The following is a 16,394-nucleotide window of genomic DNA, read 5'->3' as shown; positions in this document are numbered from 1 at the left end:
GATCAGACCGTCGCCGAGGTCAGGAAGCGGTCGTAGCCCTCGTCCTCGAGCCGGGTGGCGAGCTCCTTGCCGCCCTGCTCGGCGACGCGGCCGGCGACGAAGACGTGGACGAAGTCGGGCTGGATGTAGCGGAGGATCCGCGTGTAGTGCGTGATCAGCAGCACGCCGAGACCGGTGCTCTGGTGGGCGCGGTTGACGCCCTCCGACACGATCTTGAGCGCGTCGACGTCGAGGCCGGAGTCGGTCTCGTCGAGGACGGCGAACTGCGGGGCGAGGAGCTCGAGCTGGAGGATCTCGTTGCGCTTCTTCTCGCCGCCCGAGAAGCCCTCGTTGACGTTGCGCGCCGCGAAGGACGAGTCCATGCGGAGGTTCGCCATCGCCGACTTGACGTCCTTCGTCCACGTGCGGATCGCGGGCGCCTCCCCGGCGATCGCGGTCTTGGCGGTGCGCAGGAAATTGGTGTTGGTCACACCGGGGATCTCGACCGGGTACTGCATGGCGAGGAAGAGTCCCGCGCGGGCGCGCTCGTCGACGGACATGTCGAGGACCTCGACGCCGTCGAGGGTGATCGAGCCCCCGTCGACGTGGTACTTGGGGTGTCCCGCGATCGTGTACGCGAGGGTGGACTTGCCGGACCCGTTGGGGCCCATGATCGCGTGGATCTCACCCTGGTTGATGGTGAGATCGACACCGCGGAGGATCTGCTTGGTCCCCTGCTCGGTCTCGACACTGACGTGGAGATCGCTGATCTGGAGAACGGACATTCAGACTTCCTTCGTGACGGTCGGGTCGATGTAGACGTCGCCGTCGATGATCTCGACGACGAAGACGGGGACCGGCTCGTAGGCCGGGAGGTTCAGCGGGGTGCCGGTGCGGAGGGAGAACTGGGAGCCGTGCGCCCAGCACTCGAGGCTGTCGCCCTCGACGAAGCCCTCGGAGAGCGAGATCTCGCCGTGGGTGCAGGTGTCGCCGATGGCGTGGATCTCGCCGGCGGAGTCCTGCACGACCGCGATCGCGACTCCGTCGACCTCGACCCGCATGGCCTGGTTGGGGATCAGCTCGGAGACCGAGCAGATCATCGCGGCGTTGCTCATGCGGGGACCGCCGCTCCGCGGGAGGAGCCGGTCTGGCCGGCGCTGCCGGCGAGCTCCGCCTCGATCGCGAGCTGCAGGCGGTCCTCGAGCTCGGCGACCTTGATCTGCTGCACGATCTCGCTGAGGAACCCGCGCACGACCAGGCGTCGCGCCTCGTCCTCGCGGATCCCGCGGGACTGCAGGTAGAAGAGCTGCTCGTCGTCGAAGCGGCCGGTCGCCGAGGCGTGCCCCGCTCCGGCGATGTCACCGGTCTCGATCTCGAGGTTCGGGATGGAGTCGGCGCGCGTGCCGTCCGAGAGGACGAGGTTGCGGTTCTGCTCGTAGCTGTCGGTGCCGGTGGCGCTGTTGCGGATCAGGACGTCGCCGATCCAGACGGTGCGCGCGCCCTCGCCCTGCAGCGCGCCCTTGTAGGTCACGCGGCTGCGGGTGTCGGGGGCGTCGTGGTCGACGTACACCTGCTGCTCGAGGTGCTGGCCGCCGTCGGCGAAGTACAGGCCGAAGAGCTCGCCGTCCGCTCCGCGCTCGACGAGGTGCGCCGAGGGGTTCACCCGGACGATGGAGCCGCCGAGGGTGACCACGATGTGCTTCACCTTCGCGTCGCGTCCGACCCGCACGAAGTGGTTGGCCAGGTGCCGGGCGTCGTCCGCCCACTCCTGCACGGTGACGACGGTGAGCTGCGCGCCCTCGCCGACGAGGATCTCCACGTTCTCCGCGAGGGAGGCCTCCCCCTCGTTCTGCAGGACGACGACGGCGCGGGCGTAGGGCGCCGCCTCGATGATCGTGTGCGCGGCGCGGGGTGCGGAGCCGAGGCCCGAGCGGACGAGGGTGGCGACCTTCTCGTCCTCTCCCGTCACGCGGACGGCGAGAGCCTTCTCGAAGCTCGACCAGGCGTTCGCGGCGGCGCGGTCCTCGGGGAGGCCGGCAGTGCCGATCCGCTGGTCGTCGCGGCCGACCCACGAGACGTCGACACCGTCCACCGGCGTGTGCTCGAGGGGGGCGGGCGAGCCGTCGAGCACGCCGTCGATGAGATCGCCGAGGCGGGCGACGGGCGTCAGCTTCCAGGCGATCTCGCGGCCGGTGACGGCCTCGAAGGCCTCGACGTCGACCGACGCGAAACGCTCGGAGCGCGTCTGCACGGGCGTGAACGCCCCGTCGGAGTGGGCGCTGATGCCCAGGCGCTCAGCGGCGGCCGCGCCGTCGATCTCGGGGGTCGCGGCGCTCGTGGGGACCGTCATCTGGCGGTGGTTCCTTTCGATGGGTGCGGGGCGCCCCGTCCGGGCGCCCCTTCGAGGGGGGAGGCGGGCGTCAACCGACGCTGCCCTCCATCCCCATCTCGATGAGCTTGTTCAGCTCGAGGGCGTACTCCATGGGCAGCTCGCGCGCGATCGGCTCGATGAAGCCGCGGACGATCATGGCCATGGCCTCGTCCTCCGGCAGGCCGCGCGACATCAGGTAGAAGAGCTGCTCCTCGCTGACCTTCGACACCGTCGCCTCGTGGCCGAGCTGCACGTCGTCGACGCGGATGTCGATCGCCGGGTAGGTGTCGGAGCGCGAGATGGTGTCGACCAGGAGGGCGTCGCAGCGCACGGTGTTCGCCGAGTGGTGGGCGTTCGCGTCCACCCGGACCTCGCCGCGGTATCCGGCGCGACCGCCGCCGCGGGCGATCGACTTCGAGACGATCGACGACTGCGTGTACGGCGCCATGTGGACCATCTTCGCGCCGGCGTCCTGGTGCTGGCCGGGGCCCGCGAACGCGACGGAGAGGGTCTCGCCCTTGGCGTGCTCGCCGACCAGGAAGATCGACGGGTACTTCATCGTGACCTTCGAGCCGATGTTGCCGTCGATCCACTCCATCGTCGCGCCCTCGTGCGCGATCGCGCGCTTGGTGACGAGGTTGTAGACGTTGTTCGACCAGTTCTGGATCGTCGTGTAGCGCACGCGGGCGTTCTTCTTCACGATGATCTCGACCACGGCCGAGTGCAGCGAGTCCGACTTGTAGATCGGAGCCGTGCAGCCCTCGATGTAGTGGACGTAGCTGTCCTCGTCCGCGATGATCAGGGTCCGCTCGAACTGGCCCATGTTCTCGGTGTTGATCCGGAAGTAGGCCTGCAGCGGGATGTCGACGTGGACGCCCTTGGGGACGTACACGAAGGAGCCGCCGGACCAGACCGCGGTGTTCAGCGCCGCGAACTTGTTGTCGCCCGCGGGGATGACGGTGCCGAAGTACTCCTCGAAGATCTCGGGGTGCTCGCGCAGCGCCGTGTCGGTGTCCATGAAGATGACGCCCTGCTCCTCCAGGTCCTCGCGGATCTGGTGGTAGACGACCTCGGACTCGTACTGGGCCGCGACGCCGCCGACGAGGCGCTGGCGCTCCGCCTCCGGGATGCCGAGCTTCTCGTACGTGTTCTTGATGTCGTCCGGGAGGTCGTCCCAGGTCTGCGCCTGCTTCTCGGTGGAGCGGACGAAGTACTTGATGTTGTCGAAGTCGATGTCCGACAGGTCGGCGCCCCACGTCGGCATGGGCTTGCGCTCGAAGAGCTTCAGGGCCTTCATGCGGCGGTCGCGCATCCAGGCGGGCTCGTTCTTGAGCGCGGAGATGTCGGAGACGACCTCGGGCGAGATGCCGCGTCGCGCGGAGGCTCCGGCGGAGTCCGAGTCGGACCAGCCGAACTCGTAGACGCCCAGGCTCTCGAGCTCGGGGCGGTCGATCAGGATGTCTGACATGTGTACCTCGTTTCCTACCCACTGCTAACCGGTCGGGTCCCGGAGTCATTCCCCCGGGGGTGGCCCGCGGGTGCTCTCCGGCCGGTCGCGCGATCGATCTGATGCGCGGAGCGGATGATGTGCGTCCCTGGATTCCGGAGGTGTGCGTCGGCGCTCCATCGGGCCGTGTGCGGATCACGTGCGCAGGGTGCGTCGAACCGTGACCAGCTTCTCATTCTACCGGCGTCCGCCGTTCAGCGGAACCTCCGCACCTGGGTGTCGGCCGGGCACCGGTGACGTGCCTCCAGACGCGCATGGCCATACCGGTGTCGGTGGTCCGTGATTCGGTTCCGCCATGACGAACGACGCATCGACCCCGATCCCCGCACGACTCGTGACCGCACTGGTGGGCGCCGGCCTGCCGACCGGACCCGCACGGGCGTTCGGCCCTCTCGCCCGCGCGATCGCGGCCGACCTCCCGCTGCGGGCGCTCCCCCGCGTGCTCCTGCGCCTCCGGCGGCACCTGCTCTCCGCCGAGCCGGAGCCCGCGGTCAGGCGGCGGGCTGGAGCTCCTGGGCGGCGTCCCGGCGCTGGGCGCGCACGGTGAACAGCCTCGGGTTCACGTCGAGCAGCACGCGGACCGCGCCGACCCAGATGAGCGCCGAGCCGAGGAGGTGCACCGCGACGAGCGTCTCGGGCAGCGCGGTGAGCGACTGCGCGACCCCGACCAGCGCCTGCAGCACGACGACCACGAGGAAGGCGATCACGCGCCGCCGGGCGAGCTCCGAGCCCGCCGCCCGCGACAGGCGCAGGAGCAGCGCGGCACCCGCGACGAGCACCGCCGTGCCGAGCACGCCGTGGACGACGGTCACGCTCTCCCAGTGGAACTGCATGCGGGGCACCTCCGCGGAGTCGCCGGCGTGCGGGCCGGTTCCCGTCACGAGGGTCCCCACGAGGATCACGAGGAGCGTCAGGCCGACGAGCCCGATGCTGAGCGCCCGCGTCGGGCGGTCGGGCTCGAAGGCCACGGACTGCGAGCGGTGGGCGCGGTGCCACGTCAGTGCGGTGGTGGTGAGGAGGGCGATGGCGAGAGCGAAGTGCCCGGCCACGATGTACGGGTTGAGGCCCGAGTGGACGGTCGCGCCGCCCGCGAGGGCGTTCGCGACGACGAGCCAGAACTGCGACCAGGCGAGCCGGGTCATGGTGCGGTCGCGCGGCTTCTGCAGGCGCGCGGCCGTGATCGCCCAGCCCACCGCGACCACGAGGACGCCGGTGAACGCGCGGTTCGTGAACTCGATGAAGCCGTGGATCCCGAGCTCGGGGGTCGAGGTGAGCGAGCCCGGCTCGCACGCCGGCCAGGTGGGGCAGCCGAGGCCAGAGCCGGTCAGCCGGACGACGCCCCCGAAGAAGATGATCAGGATGCTCGCGACGAGCGCCGCGGTGGTCCCCCAGCGCAATGCGCGCGGACCCAGGGTCACCCGCTCGGCGAGCAAGGAGAACGGCGTCACCATCAGAAGGGGAGCAGCGGGTCGATGCCGACGGCGAGGAAGAGCAGGGTGAGGTATCCGATGGACCCGTGGAACACCCGCATCGGCGAGACGTGCTCGTGACGGATCGCGAGGCTGTAGAGGCGGTGCGTCTCGGCGATGAACCAGACTCCGCTGCCGAGCGCGACCACCGTGTAGAGCACCCCCATGCCGGCGACGGGGATCAGCAGGAGCGAGCAGGCGACGGTGGCCCAGGCGTAGAGGATGACCTGGAGCCCGACGATCGTGCGTCCGCGCACGACGGCCAGCATCGGCACGCCGGCGGCCTGGTAGTCGTCCCGGTACTTCATCGACAGCGGCCAGTAGTGCGGCGGCGTCCAGAGGAAGATGACGGAGAAGAGGATGACGGGGGCCCAGTCGAGCGAGCCGGTGACCGCCGCCCAGCCGATCAGCACCGGCATGCAGCCCGCGATGCCGCCCCACACGATGTTCTGCGGCGTCCGGCGCTTGAGGAAGAGCGTGTAGAACACGACGTAGATCAGGATCGCGGCGAGCGAGAGGCCCGCAGAGAGCCAGTTGGCCGTGAGGCCGAGCCAGACGATCGACAGGACGCCGATCGTGGTCGCGAAGACGAGCGCGGACCGGTCCGAGATCTCCCCGGTCACGAGCGGCCGGTTCTTCGTCCGGTTCATGATCCGGTCGATGTCGCGGTCGAAGTAGCAGTTGAACGCGCCCGCCGACCCGGCGCTCAGGGCGCCGCCGATCAGGACGTCGAGGACCAGCAGCAGGTTCGGGATCCCGCCCTGCGCCAGGATCATCGTCGGAGCGGTCACCACGAGGAGCAGCTCGATCACGCGCGGCTTCGTCAGAGCGACGAAGGCCTTCACCTTGCGCGAGAGGGTCGTCGGCGACGCCCCGTCCCGCTCGACGGCGGTGGTCTCCACGACTGCGTCCATTGCTCCTCTAACGATTCGATGATCCCGAACGAGTGTAATGCGCCCGTCCGGGAGCCGGGCCCGGCGTGCACGCTTGTCCAATCGGACGCAGACATATGCGACCACGCAACCCCCGGTCGGCGGCGCACCCCCCTCCGTATACTCGGGACTGCTCGCCAGAGCGCCCGGCACGCACCCGAGCCCGCCCGACGATCGTCGGCACGTGGCCGAGAGGGCCGTCGCCGGAGCATCGTGTCGAAGTCGTCATGCGGCGTGCTCCACCATGCGAGAGGGCGGACGGTCCCCGTCTGCCCCACGTCTCGAGAAGGGTCAGTACCAAGTGTCAGAACTGCAATGGGAATCCATTGACGAGAAGGCAGTCGACACGGCGAGGGTTCTCGCCGCGGATGCGGTCGAGAAGGTCGGCAACGGCCATCCCGGAACCGCCATGAGCCTCGCGCCCGCCGCCTACCTCCTGTTCCAGAAGGTCATGCGCCGCGATCCGTCCGACGCGACCTGGATCGGCCGCGACCGGTTCATCCTGTCGGTCGGCCACTCCTCGCTGACGCAGTACGTCCAGTTCTACCTGGGCGGCTACGGACTCGAGCTCGACGACCTCAAGGCGCTGCGCACCTGGGGCTCGAAGACCCCGGGCCACCCGGAGTACGGCCACACCGACGGCGTCGAGATCACCACCGGACCGCTCGGCCAGGGCCTCGCCTCCGCCGTGGGCTTCGCCTACGCCTCGCGCTTCGAGCGCGACCTGTTCGACCCGGAGGCCGCCGCGGGCACCTCCCCGTTCGACCACTTCGTCTATGTGATCGCCGGCGACGGCGACCTGCAGGAGGGCGTCACCAGCGAGGCCTCCTCGCTGGCCGGCCACCAGAAGCTCGGCAACCTGGTCGTCATCTACGACTCCAACCAGATCTCGATCGAGGACGACACCAACATCGCCTTCACCGAGGACGTCAAGGCGCGCTACGAGGCCTACGACTGGCAGGTCCAGGTCGTCGACTGGAAGAAGACCGGCGAGTACCACGAGGACGTCGCCGAGCTGCACGCCGCGATCGAGGCCGCGAAGGGCGAGACCGACAAGCCGTCGCTCATCATCCTGCGCACCATCATCGGCTGGCCGTCGCCGAAGAAGCAGAACACCGGCAAGATCCACGGCTCCGCCCTGGGCGCCGACGAGCTCCGCGGACTCAAGGAGGTGCTCGGCTTCGACCCAGAGAAGACCTTCGACGTCGCCGACGAGGTCATCGAGCACACCCGCAAGGCCGTCGAGCGCGGTCAGGCCCAGCACGCCGAGTGGGACGAGCAGCTCGCCGCCTGGGCGTCCGCGAACCCCGAGAAGAAGGAGCTGCTCGACCGGGTCCTCTCGGGCGAGCTGCCCGAGGGCGTCCAGGAGGCGCTCCCCGTCTTCGAGCCCGGCAAGGAGGTCTCGACCCGCGCCGCGTCCGGCAAGGTCATCAACGCCCTCGCCGGCGTGATCCCCGAGCTGTGGGGCGGCTCCGCCGACCTCGCCGAGTCGAACAACACGACGATCGAGGGAGCCGGCTCCTTCGTCCCGACGGAGTTCTCGACCCACGAGTGGACCGGGAAGAAGGGCGGCCGCGTGCTGCACTTCGGCATCCGCGAGCACGCCATGGGCGCGATCCTCAACGGGATCGTCCTGCACGGCAACACCCGCCCCTTCGGCGGCACCTTCCTGATCTTCTCCGACTACATGCGCCCGGCGGTCCGTCTCGCCGCGCTCATGAAGGCGCCGGCCATCTACGTCTGGACCCACGACTCCGTGGCGCTCGGCGAGGACGGCCCGACGCACCAGCCGGTCGAGCAGCTGTCGACCCTCCGCGCGATCCCGGGCCTGGACGTCGTCCGCCCCGGCGACGCGAACGAGGTCGCCTACGCCTGGAAGACCATCCTCGAGCGCCGCGAGGGCCCCGCCGGCCTCGCGCTCACCCGTCAGAACATCCCGGTGTTCGAGCGCGGCGAGGGCGACGCGGAGGGCGAGACCTTCGCCTCCGCCGCGAACGTCGCCCGTGGTGCCTACATCCTGGCCGAGGCGCCGGGCGGCACCCCGGACGTGATCTTCATCGCGACCGGCTCCGAGGTCCAGATCGCCGTCGAGGCGCGCGAGGCCCTGAGGAGCGAGGGCGTCAACGCCCGCGTCGTCTCGGCTCCGTCCCTCGAGTGGTTCGAGGAGCAGGACGCCGAGTACCGCGAGAAGGTCCTGCCCTCCTCGGTGAAGGCGCGCGTCTCGATCGAGGCCGGCCTGAGCCTGGGCTGGCAGAAGTACGTCGGCGACGCCGGCCGCTCCGTCTCGATCGAGCACTTCGGCGCCTCGGCCGACTACAAGACCCTGTTCCGCGAGTTCGGGATCACCACCGAGGCGGCACTGTCCGCCGCCAAGGAGTCGCTCGCAGCCTCCTGACCCGAAGGCCGCGTCCACCACGGACGCGGCCTTCGCCGTCGGAGCAGCGGCTCCCCCTCACACCACGCACCACCTACGCAGAAGAAGAAGAGACATGACCGAGAACACCCCCACCGCAGAGCTCTCCGCCGCCGGCGTCAGCATCTGGCTCGACGACCTCTCCCGCTCGCGCATCTCCACCGGAGGGCTGCAGAAGCTCATCGAGGAGAAGAACGTCGTCGGAGTCACCACGAACCCCACGATCTTCGCCGCGGCCCTGACCAACGGCGAGTCCTACGACGCCCAGGTGCGCGAGCTCGCCTCCGCCGGCACCTCGGTGACCGACGCCGTCTTCGAGATCACCACCGACGACGTCGCCGCGGCGTCCGACATCTTCCGCCCGATCTACGACGCGACCAACGGCTACGACGGCCGCGTGTCGATCGAGGTCGAGCCCGGCCTGGCGCACGACGCCCAGGGCACCATCGAGCAGGCCAAGGCCCTCTGGGCCAAGGTCGACCGCCCCAACGCGATGATCAAGATCCCCGCGACCGTCGAGGGCCTCGAGGCCATCACGGAGGTCATCGGCTCCGGCATCTCGGTGAACGTCACCCTGATCTTCTCGCTCGCCCGCTACCGCGCCGTCATCAACGCGTACCTGGCCGGCCTCGAGAAGGCCAAGGACGCCGGCATCGACCTGTCGACCATCCACTCCGTCGCCTCGTTCTTCGTCTCGCGCGTCGACACCGAGATCGACAAGCGCCTCGAGGCCGTCGGCACCGACGAGGCCCGCGCCCTCAAGAGCAAGTCCGGCGTCGCCAACGCGCAGCTGGCCTACGAGGTCTTCGTCGAGGCGTTCGCCACCGAGCGCGCGCTGCTGCTCCAGGAGTCCGGCGCCAACCGCCAGCGCCCCCTCTGGGCCTCGACCGGCGTCAAGTCGACCGACCTCCCCGACACCCTCTACGTGACCGAGCTCGTCGCGGCCGGCGTGGTCAACACGATGCCCGAGAAGACCCTCGAGGCGACCTTCGACCACGGTGTCATCACCGGCGACACCGTCACCGGCTCGTACGCCGACGCGAACGCCGTCCTCGACGCCGTCGCGGCGCAGGGCGTCTCGTACGCCGACGTCACCGAGCTGCTCGAGAAGGAGGGCGTGGAGAAGTTCATCGTCTCCTGGAACGAGCTGCTCGACACCGTCACCGCGGCGCTCGAGGGCGCGAAGGCGCAGGCCTGATCATGGCCATCCAGATCCACGTCAGCGGAGACGCCGAGAAGGCCGTCGACCGCGTCGTCCCGGAGCTCGTCGCCGACGAGGTCGCGTCCGGCATCACCGCCCAGGTCCCCACCCTGTGGGGTGCCGCGGCGGAGGAGGAGGCGGCCAAGCGCCTCGGGTGGACCGAGTCGACCACCGTCTCCCGCCCCCTGATCCCCCAGATCCTCGCCCTGCGCGAGGAGTTCCAGGCCAAGGGCGTCGACCACATCGTCCTCGGCGGCATGGGCGGCTCCTCCCTCGCGCCCGAGGTCATCACCCGCACCGCCGGCGTCGAGCTCACCGTGCTCGACTCGACGGCGCCCGGCCAGGTGCTCGCCGCCCTGAACGACCGGCTCGCGTCGACCGCGGTCGTCATCTCCTCGAAGTCCGGCTCGACCGTCGAGACCGCGAGCCAGAAGAAGGCCTACGAGAAGGCGTTCACGGAGGCGGGCATCGATCCGCTCGACCGCATCGTCATCGTGACCGACCCGGGCTCGCCCCTCGACACCTCCTCCCGCGAGGCCGGCTACCGCGTGTTCAACGCCGACCCGAACATCGGCGGGCGCTTCTCGGCGCTCTCCGCGTTCGGCCTCGTGCCGTCCGGGCTCGCCGGCGCCGACATCGAGGCACTCCTCGACGAGGCGGCCGAGGCCTCCCTCGGGCTCGCCGTGGACTCCCCCGAGAACCCGGGCCTGATCCTCGGAGCGGCGATCGCCGCGACCAGCCCGCGCCGCGACAAGCTCGCGATCGTCGCCGACGGGACCGACATCGTCGGCTTCGCCGACTGGGCGGAGCAGCTCATCGCCGAGTCCACCGGCAAGGACGGCACGGGCATCCTCCCCGTCGTCCTCGGCACGCTGGCCCCCGAGCTCTCGGAGGACCTGCCCGACGTGCAGGTCGTCCGCCTGGTCGAGGACGCCACGGCGCTGCACCTGTTCCCGCGCGACCGTCACGAGGGCGAGATCCTCCTCTCCGGCTCGCTCGGCGCTCAGATGCTGACGTGGGAGTACGCCGTCGCCGTCGCGGGTCGCCTCCTGGGCATCAACCCGTTCGACCAGCCCGACGTCGAGTCGGCGAAGGTCGCGACCCGGGCCCTGCTCGAGAAGCGCCCCGAGCCCGAGGCGCCCGCGTTCACCGACGCGGGCATCGAGGTCACCGGCAGCAGCAGTGTCACCGAGGGCGTCTCGACCGTCGCCGCCGCTGTCGACCGCCTCCTCGCCCAGCTGGGCGACGGCGGCTACGTCTCGATCCAGGCGTACGTCGACCGCCTCGCGCTCCCGCAGCTCGAGGGCGTGCGCGACCTCCTCGCCGCGCAGGCCCAGCGCCCCGTCACCTTCGGGTGGGGCCCGCGCTTCCTGCACTCGACCGGGCAGTACCACAAGGGCGGGGCGCCGACCGGCGTGTTCCTCCAGATCACCGAGCGCTCCGACGTGGACCTCGAGATCCCGGACAGCCCGTTCACCTTCGGCCAGCTCATCCTGGCCCAGGCCGCCGGTGACGCGAGCGTGCTCGCCGAGCACGGCCGGCCGGTGCTGACCCTCACGCTGACCGACCCCGAGGCCGACCTCGAGGCGCTCTTCGAGGCCCTCAACACCTGATCCGACGGGCACGCCGCCGCTGCGCTCTCGAGCGCGTGGCGGCGTGCCCGCGGTCGTCCCGCGACCACTTCCCGGGGCAGCAGCCGGGTCCGCCCGCTCCTCCCCCTCCCTCACCGATAGCAGTGCGCCGGTCCCACCGGCACACAGAAGGACACTGCACATGTCTGTGGACATCACCCCCGAGTTCAACCCGTTGAGGTTGAGCTTCGACCGCCGGTTGAACCGGATCGCCGGGCCCAGCGGCCTCGTCATCTTCGGCGTGACCGGCGACCTCTCCCGCAAGAAGCTCATGCCCGCGGTCTACGATCTCGCCAACCGCGGCCTCCTGCCTCCCGGCTTCGCCCTCGTCGGATTCGCCCGGCGCGACTGGGACGACCAGGACTTCGAGCAGGTCGTCCACGACTCCGTGAAGAAGCACGCCCGCACCGAGTTCCACGAGGAGGTCTGGGCGCAGCTCGCGCAGGGCATCCGGTTCGTGCAGGGCGAGTTCGACGACCCCGAGGCGTTCGCCCGCCTGAAGACGACCGTCGACGACCTCGACCGCGAGCGCGGCACGAACGGCAACTTCGCCTTCTACCTCTCGATCCCCCCGAAGTCCTTCCCGCAGGTCACCGAGCAGCTGCGCAGCTCCGGCCTCGCCGAGCAGAAGGACGGCCAGTGGCGCCGCGTCGTCATCGAGAAGCCGTTCGGCAGCGACCTGAAGACGGCTCGCGAGCTGAACGACGTCGTCGAGTCGGTCTTCCCGCCCGACTCCGTCTTCCGGATCGACCACTACCTCGGCAAGGAGACGGTCCAGAACATCCTGGCCCTCCGCTTCGCCAACATGATGTACGAGCCGCTCTGGAACTCGAACTACGTCGACCACGTGCAGATCACCATGGCCGAGGACATCGGCGTGGGCGGGCGCGCGGGCTACTACGACGGCATCGGAGCGGCGCGCGACGTCATCCAGAACCACCTGCTGCAGCTGCTCGCCCTGACCGCCATGGAGGAGCCGATCTCGTTCGACGCGGCCGACCTCCGTGCGGAGAAGGAGAAGGTCCTCGCGGCCGTCCGCCTCCCCGCCGACCTCTCCACCGCGACCGCCCGCGGGCAGTACGCCGGCGGCTGGCAGGGCGGCGAGAAGGTGCTCGGCTTCCTCGAGGAGGACGGCATGAGCCCCACCTCGACCACCGAGACCTACGCCGCCATGCGCCTGGACATCGGCACCCGACGCTGGGCCGGCGTGCCGTTCTACCTGCGGGCCGGCAAGCGCCTCGGCCGCCGCGTCACCGAGATCGCGGTCGTGTTCAAGCGGGCACCGAAGCAGCTCTTCGCCGAGAGCCAGACCACGTCGCTCGGCCAGAACGCGCTCGTCATCCGCGTCCAGCCCGACGAGGGCGTCACCATGCGATTCGGCTCGAAGGTGCCCGGCGCCGGCATGCAGGTGCGCGACGTGACGATGGACTTCGGCTACGGCCACGCGTTCACCGAGGCGAGCCCCGAGGCCTACGAGCGCCTCATCCTCGACGTCCTCCTGGGCGAGCCGCCGCTCTTCCCTCGGCACGAGGAGGTCGAGCTGTCCTGGAAGATCCTCGACCCGATCGAGGAGTTCTGGGCCACGCAGGGCCAGCCCGAGCAGTACCGCCCCGGAACCTGGGGCCCCGATTCCGCCGACGAGCTCCTCGCCCGCGACGGCCGCACCTGGAGGCGTCCATGATCGTCGATCTGCCCGACACCACGACGAGCGAGGTCTCGAAGACCCTCGTCAAGATCCGCGAGGAGGGCGGCGCCGTCGCCCTCGGCCGCGTCCTCACCCTCATCATCGCGACCTCCCGGGGTCACGAGGAGGAGGCCATCGAAGCCGCGAACGACGCGTCCCGCGAGCACCCGATGCGCGTCATCGTGGTCTCGAAGGACGACGGCACCACCACGGTCCCGGTCGACGCGACGGCGCGCGTCGACGCGCAGATCCGGGTCGGAGGCGACGCCGGCGCGAGCGAGGTCGTCGTGCTCCGTCCCTACGGGGACGCGGCCGAGGACGAGGAGAGCCTGGTCACGGGCCTGCTCCTCCCCGACGCCCCCGTCGTGGCCTGGTGGCCGAACAGCGCTCCGGACAACGCCTCGGCGTCCCCGATCGGCCGGATCGCCACCCGGCGGATCACCGACGCGTCGGCCCAGTCGAACCCGGCGGAGGCGCTGCACCACCTCGCCTCCACCTACGCCCCCGGCGACACCGACTTCGCCTGGACCCGCCTCACCCTCTGGCGCGCGCAGCTCGCAGCAGTGCTCGACCAGCCGCCCTACGAGCCGATCACGGCCGTCGAGGTCTCGGGCGCGCCCGACTCCCCCTCGACGATCCTGCTCGCCGCCTGGCTGCAGCTCGAGCTCGACATCCCCGTCGACCACGAGCTCACGATCAGCGCCACCGGGTCCAGCGGGATCCACGGCGTGCGGCTCATCCGCGACTCCGGAGTGATCGAGCTCGAGCGCTCGGTGCCCAACGTCGCGACGCTCACGCAGCCCGATCAGCCGGTCCACGACATCTCGCTCCCCCGCCGCAGCCTCCGGGACTGCCTGGCGGAGGAGCTGCGCCGGCTCGACCCGGATGACCTGTACGGTGAAGTGATCTCGCGCGGGGTCGACATGCTCACTGAGAAGGCCGAGGCCCGCAGCGCCTCCTGAGGCGTGGGCGCCCGTCCAGGGCGCCCACGCCTCAGAGCTTCCCGACACGGAGCCGAACCCCGCCGATCGGCACCCGAACCCGAAGGAGTCCCCTGAGATGACCACCGAACGCCGCGTGCTGGTCCACCGCGACAAGCAGACCCTCGCCGGCTCGGTCGCCGCCCGGTTCCTCACCAAGACGATCGACGTCCTCGACGACCTGGGTTCGGCGAACGTCGTGCTCACCGGAGGAACGATGGGAGCCGCCACACTCAAGGAGATCGGCTCCTCCTCCGCCGCCGGCAACGTGGACTGGTCGCGCGTGCACTTCTGGTGGGGTGACGAGCGCTGGGTGCCCCGCGGCCACGAGGACCGCAACGACGTCCAGGCGGGGGACCTCTTCAGCGTCCTCGACGTGCCGGCGGCGAACGTGCACTCCTACCCCGCCTCGGACGAGGGTCTGGACCTCGACGGTGCCGCCGCTGCCTACGACGCGGAGCTGCGCGAGCACGCCTCCGAGGGGCGCGACTACCCGCGCTTCGACATCACCTTCCTCGGTGTCGGGCCGGACGGGCACATCGCGTCGCTGTTCCCCGAGCGCTCCGCGATCCGCTCCACGACTCCCGGCGTCCTCGCCGTCCGCAACTCGCCGAAGCCGCCGCCGGAGCGCCTCACCCTCACGCTGCCGCTGATCAACCAGTCGGACCGCATCTGGATGGTGCTCGCCGGCGCTGACAAGGCCTCGGCCCTGGGCCTCGCGCTCGCGGGTGCCAGCACGAACGAGGTGCCCGCGTCGGGCGCGTTCGGTCGCAAGCGCACGGTGTTCTTCGTCGACCAGGAGGCGGCGGCCGAGGTCCCCGAGTCGCTCATCGCTCCGAGCTACTGAGCCCGGTCCGGAAACGACGGAAGGCCCGTCCCCCGAGGGGGCGGGCCTTCCGTCGTTCGTCGTGCGGTGAGGATCAGGACGGGGTCGCGGTGCCTCGTCGGGCGCGCAGCTGCTGCAGCGCCTCCTCGAGGAGCTGAGCCGCCTCGGCCTCGGTGCGGCGCTCCTTCACGTAGGCGAGGTGCGTCTTGTAGGGCTCGGTCTTCGCGACCTGGGGCGGGTTCGCCCGGTCGCGGCCCGCGGGGAGACCGGACTGCGGGGAGTCGATCACCTCGGGGATCTCGTCCTCGGGGAGGGCCGCCGAGAAGTGGCGCACCGTCTCGTTGCCGAGAGCGTCCCAGTAGGAGACCGCGACGCGCTCCGCGTGGAAGCCCCGGTCCTGCTCGCCCATGGGTCCTGCGCCGACGCGCGAACCGCGGATTGCACTGCCGCCTGATGCCATTGCGAGTACCCCTATGCTCCGGTGGTGAACTTGGTGATGAGTCCGAGCACCACGATGCAGGCCAGCCAGACGACGCCCAGGATCACGGTGATGCGGTTCAGGTTGCGCTCGGCGACGCCCGACGCGCCGAGGTTGGAGGTGACTCCGCCCCCGAACATGTCGGACAGTCCGCCGCCGCGCCCCTTGTGGAGCAGGATCAGCATGGTGAGCAGGAGGCTCGTGATGCCCAGGATGACCTGGAGCACGACCTGGAGGATGTCCACGCGGTACCTTTCGAAGTTCTGGCGCGTTGCGCGCCCCGACGAGTATAACGGCGCCTGCGAATCCGCGAGGAATGCGTCGTCCCGTGTTCGGGGCGATGTATACGAGTGTCCGTCGATGGGCGGAGCGGGTGGCCTCGTCGCGGTGCCCTCGACAACCTCTCCAGTCGCTTGACCGCGAGCCTGTGATCCACGTACTTTCGGATCGATCGAGCCGAACGCGACACGCTCTCGGAGGGCACCCCGCGAGGAGCCGACGGCACCGGACCGGCCAACGCGCGAAGCCGGTGTGGGATCCTCCGAGGCGAACCGGTGATCCGCGTTCCAGCGGATCGACGTAGCCGGACGCATCCCGCTCCCGGAACCGCGCCCCGTCGCGAAGCCGACCGCGCCACGCCGCGCAGGGAGCGGCGTGGACGACAGCGAGGCGAACCGGCGATCCGCGTCCCAGCGGATCGACGTAGGCGGACGCATCCCGCTCTCGGAACCGCGCCCCGTCGCGAAGCCGACCGCGCCACGCCGCGCAGGGAGCGGCGTGGACGACAGCGAGGCGAACCGGCGATCCGCGTCCCAGCGGATCGACGTAGCCGAACGCATCCCGCTCCCGGAACCGCGCCCCGTCGCGGAGCCGACCGCGCCACGCCGCGCGGGGAGCGGCGTGGACGACGAGAGGGCGGGCCC

Annotated in this window: 14 protein-coding genes; 6 read left to right on the top strand and 8 right to left on the bottom strand. The window is 70.4% G+C overall.

Annotated features, from left to right (window positions below):
- Positions 1 to 2 precede the first annotated feature (2 nt).
- The 6 genes from sufC to C5B92_RS03025 all read right to left on the bottom strand — a co-directional run bounded on the left by sufC (position 3) and on the right by C5B92_RS03025 (position 6,240).
- Positions 3 to 764, bottom strand: a complete 762-nt coding sequence (gene sufC / locus C5B92_RS03050) for a Fe-S cluster assembly ATPase SufC (protein WP_104221937.1) — start codon at positions 762 to 764, stop codon at positions 3 to 5.
- On the bottom strand, positions 765 to 1,094 hold the full coding sequence (locus tag C5B92_RS03045; RefSeq protein WP_077222834.1) for a non-heme iron oxygenase ferredoxin subunit: 330 nt from the start codon (positions 1,092 to 1,094) through the stop codon (positions 765 to 767).
- Entirely contained in the window at positions 1,091 to 2,329 is a 1,239-nt protein-coding gene (sufD, locus tag C5B92_RS03040) for a Fe-S cluster assembly protein SufD (protein WP_104255361.1), read from the bottom strand. The genes C5B92_RS03045 and sufD overlap by 4 nt, the downstream gene beginning before the upstream one ends.
- A gap of 70 nt (positions 2,330 to 2,399) precedes the next feature.
- Positions 2,400 to 3,818 carry a Fe-S cluster assembly protein SufB gene (gene sufB / locus C5B92_RS03035; protein ID WP_104221933.1) on the bottom strand — a complete coding sequence of 473 codons (1,419 nt, stop codon included), beginning with the start codon at positions 3,816 to 3,818 and terminating at the stop codon, positions 2,400 to 2,402.
- Between the two features lie 530 nt (positions 3,819 to 4,348).
- Positions 4,349 to 5,308, bottom strand: a complete 960-nt coding sequence (locus C5B92_RS03030; protein ID WP_104255362.1) for a heme A synthase — start codon at positions 5,306 to 5,308, stop codon at positions 4,349 to 4,351.
- Positions 5,308 to 6,240, bottom strand: coding sequence for a heme o synthase (locus C5B92_RS03025; protein ID WP_104255363.1), 933 nt, complete (start codon positions 6,238 to 6,240; stop codon positions 5,308 to 5,310). Before C5B92_RS03025 ends, C5B92_RS03030 begins: the two co-directional genes overlap by 1 nt.
- A 319-nt stretch (positions 6,241 to 6,559) precedes the next feature.
- On the opposite strand from C5B92_RS03025, the gene tkt reads away from it, so the two are divergent.
- The 6 genes from tkt to pgl all read left to right on the top strand — a co-directional run bounded on the left by tkt (position 6,560) and on the right by pgl (position 15,014).
- Positions 6,560 to 8,653, top strand: coding sequence for a transketolase (gene tkt, locus C5B92_RS03020; RefSeq protein ID WP_104255364.1), 2,094 nt, complete (start codon positions 6,560 to 6,562; stop codon positions 8,651 to 8,653).
- Positions 8,654 to 8,747: 94 nt separating this feature from the next.
- On the top strand, positions 8,748 to 9,869 hold the full coding sequence (gene tal, locus C5B92_RS03015) for a transaldolase (protein ID WP_104221924.1): 1,122 nt from the start codon (positions 8,748 to 8,750) through the stop codon (positions 9,867 to 9,869).
- 2 nt (positions 9,870 to 9,871) lie between these two features.
- On the top strand, positions 9,872 to 11,485 hold the full coding sequence (locus C5B92_RS03010; RefSeq protein ID WP_104221922.1) for a glucose-6-phosphate isomerase: 1,614 nt from the start codon (positions 9,872 to 9,874) through the stop codon (positions 11,483 to 11,485).
- A 160-nt stretch (positions 11,486 to 11,645) separates the two neighbouring features.
- On the top strand, positions 11,646 to 13,184 hold the full coding sequence (gene zwf, locus C5B92_RS03005) for a glucose-6-phosphate dehydrogenase (RefSeq protein WP_104246802.1): 1,539 nt from the start codon (positions 11,646 to 11,648) through the stop codon (positions 13,182 to 13,184).
- Positions 13,181 to 14,149, top strand: coding sequence for a glucose-6-phosphate dehydrogenase assembly protein OpcA (locus C5B92_RS03000; protein ID WP_104232638.1), 969 nt, complete (start codon positions 13,181 to 13,183; stop codon positions 14,147 to 14,149). Before zwf ends, C5B92_RS03000 begins: the two co-directional genes overlap by 4 nt.
- 97 nt (positions 14,150 to 14,246) lie before the next feature.
- The gene (gene pgl / locus C5B92_RS02995; protein WP_104221917.1) at positions 14,247 to 15,014 is read left to right on the top strand and encodes a 6-phosphogluconolactonase; all 768 of its coding nucleotides are present in this window, start codon (positions 14,247 to 14,249) and stop codon (positions 15,012 to 15,014) included.
- A gap of 73 nt (positions 15,015 to 15,087) precedes the next feature.
- Here pgl and C5B92_RS02990 read toward each other — a convergent pair whose 3' ends face one another.
- Both C5B92_RS02990 and secG read right to left on the bottom strand, forming a co-directional pair.
- Positions 15,088 to 15,453, bottom strand: coding sequence for an RNA polymerase-binding protein RbpA (locus C5B92_RS02990; RefSeq protein ID WP_055791968.1), 366 nt, complete (start codon positions 15,451 to 15,453; stop codon positions 15,088 to 15,090).
- Between the two features lie 11 nt (positions 15,454 to 15,464).
- A complete protein-coding gene (gene secG / locus C5B92_RS02985; RefSeq protein WP_104221915.1) occupies positions 15,465 to 15,716 on the bottom strand; it encodes a preprotein translocase subunit SecG in 252 nt (83 codons plus the stop codon).
- Between the last annotated feature and the right edge of the window lie 678 nt (positions 15,717 to 16,394).

Origin of the sequence: Rathayibacter sp. AY1A4 (assembly GCF_002930955.1) — a bacterium.
Classification (GTDB): domain Bacteria; phylum Actinomycetota; class Actinomycetes; order Actinomycetales; family Microbacteriaceae; genus Rathayibacter.
The sequence above is the reverse complement of the archived record's forward strand: the minus strand, read 5'-3'. Positions and strand labels throughout refer to the sequence as shown.

Bases quoted from the DNA above. Each gene is read 5' to 3' on its own strand.
- tal (WP_104221924.1), top strand. From the start codon at position 8,748: ATGACCGAGAACACCCCCACCGCAGAGCTCTCCGCCGCCGGCGTCAGC.
- sufB (WP_104221933.1), bottom strand. From the start codon at position 3,818: ATGTCAGACATCCTGATCGACCGCCCCGAGCTCGAGAGCCTGGGCGTC.
- C5B92_RS03000 (WP_104232638.1), top strand. From the start codon at position 13,181: ATGATCGTCGATCTGCCCGACACCACGACGAGCGAGGTCTCGAAGACC.
- zwf (WP_104246802.1), top strand. From the start codon at position 11,646: ATGTCTGTGGACATCACCCCCGAGTTCAACCCGTTGAGGTTGAGCTTC.
- C5B92_RS02990 (WP_055791968.1), bottom strand. From the start codon at position 15,453: ATGGCATCAGGCGGCAGTGCAATCCGCGGTTCGCGCGTCGGCGCAGGA.
- C5B92_RS03025 (WP_104255363.1), bottom strand. From the start codon at position 6,240: ATGGACGCAGTCGTGGAGACCACCGCCGTCGAGCGGGACGGGGCGTCG.
- C5B92_RS03010 (WP_104221922.1), top strand. From the start codon at position 9,872: ATGGCCATCCAGATCCACGTCAGCGGAGACGCCGAGAAGGCCGTCGAC.
- sufC (WP_104221937.1), bottom strand. From the start codon at position 764: ATGTCCGTTCTCCAGATCAGCGATCTCCACGTCAGTGTCGAGACCGAG.
- C5B92_RS03045 (WP_077222834.1), bottom strand. From the start codon at position 1,094: ATGAGCAACGCCGCGATGATCTGCTCGGTCTCCGAGCTGATCCCCAAC.
- pgl (WP_104221917.1), top strand. From the start codon at position 14,247: ATGACCACCGAACGCCGCGTGCTGGTCCACCGCGACAAGCAGACCCTC.
- C5B92_RS03030 (WP_104255362.1), bottom strand. From the start codon at position 5,308: ATGGTGACGCCGTTCTCCTTGCTCGCCGAGCGGGTGACCCTGGGTCCG.
- sufD (WP_104255361.1), bottom strand. From the start codon at position 2,329: ATGACGGTCCCCACGAGCGCCGCGACCCCCGAGATCGACGGCGCGGCC.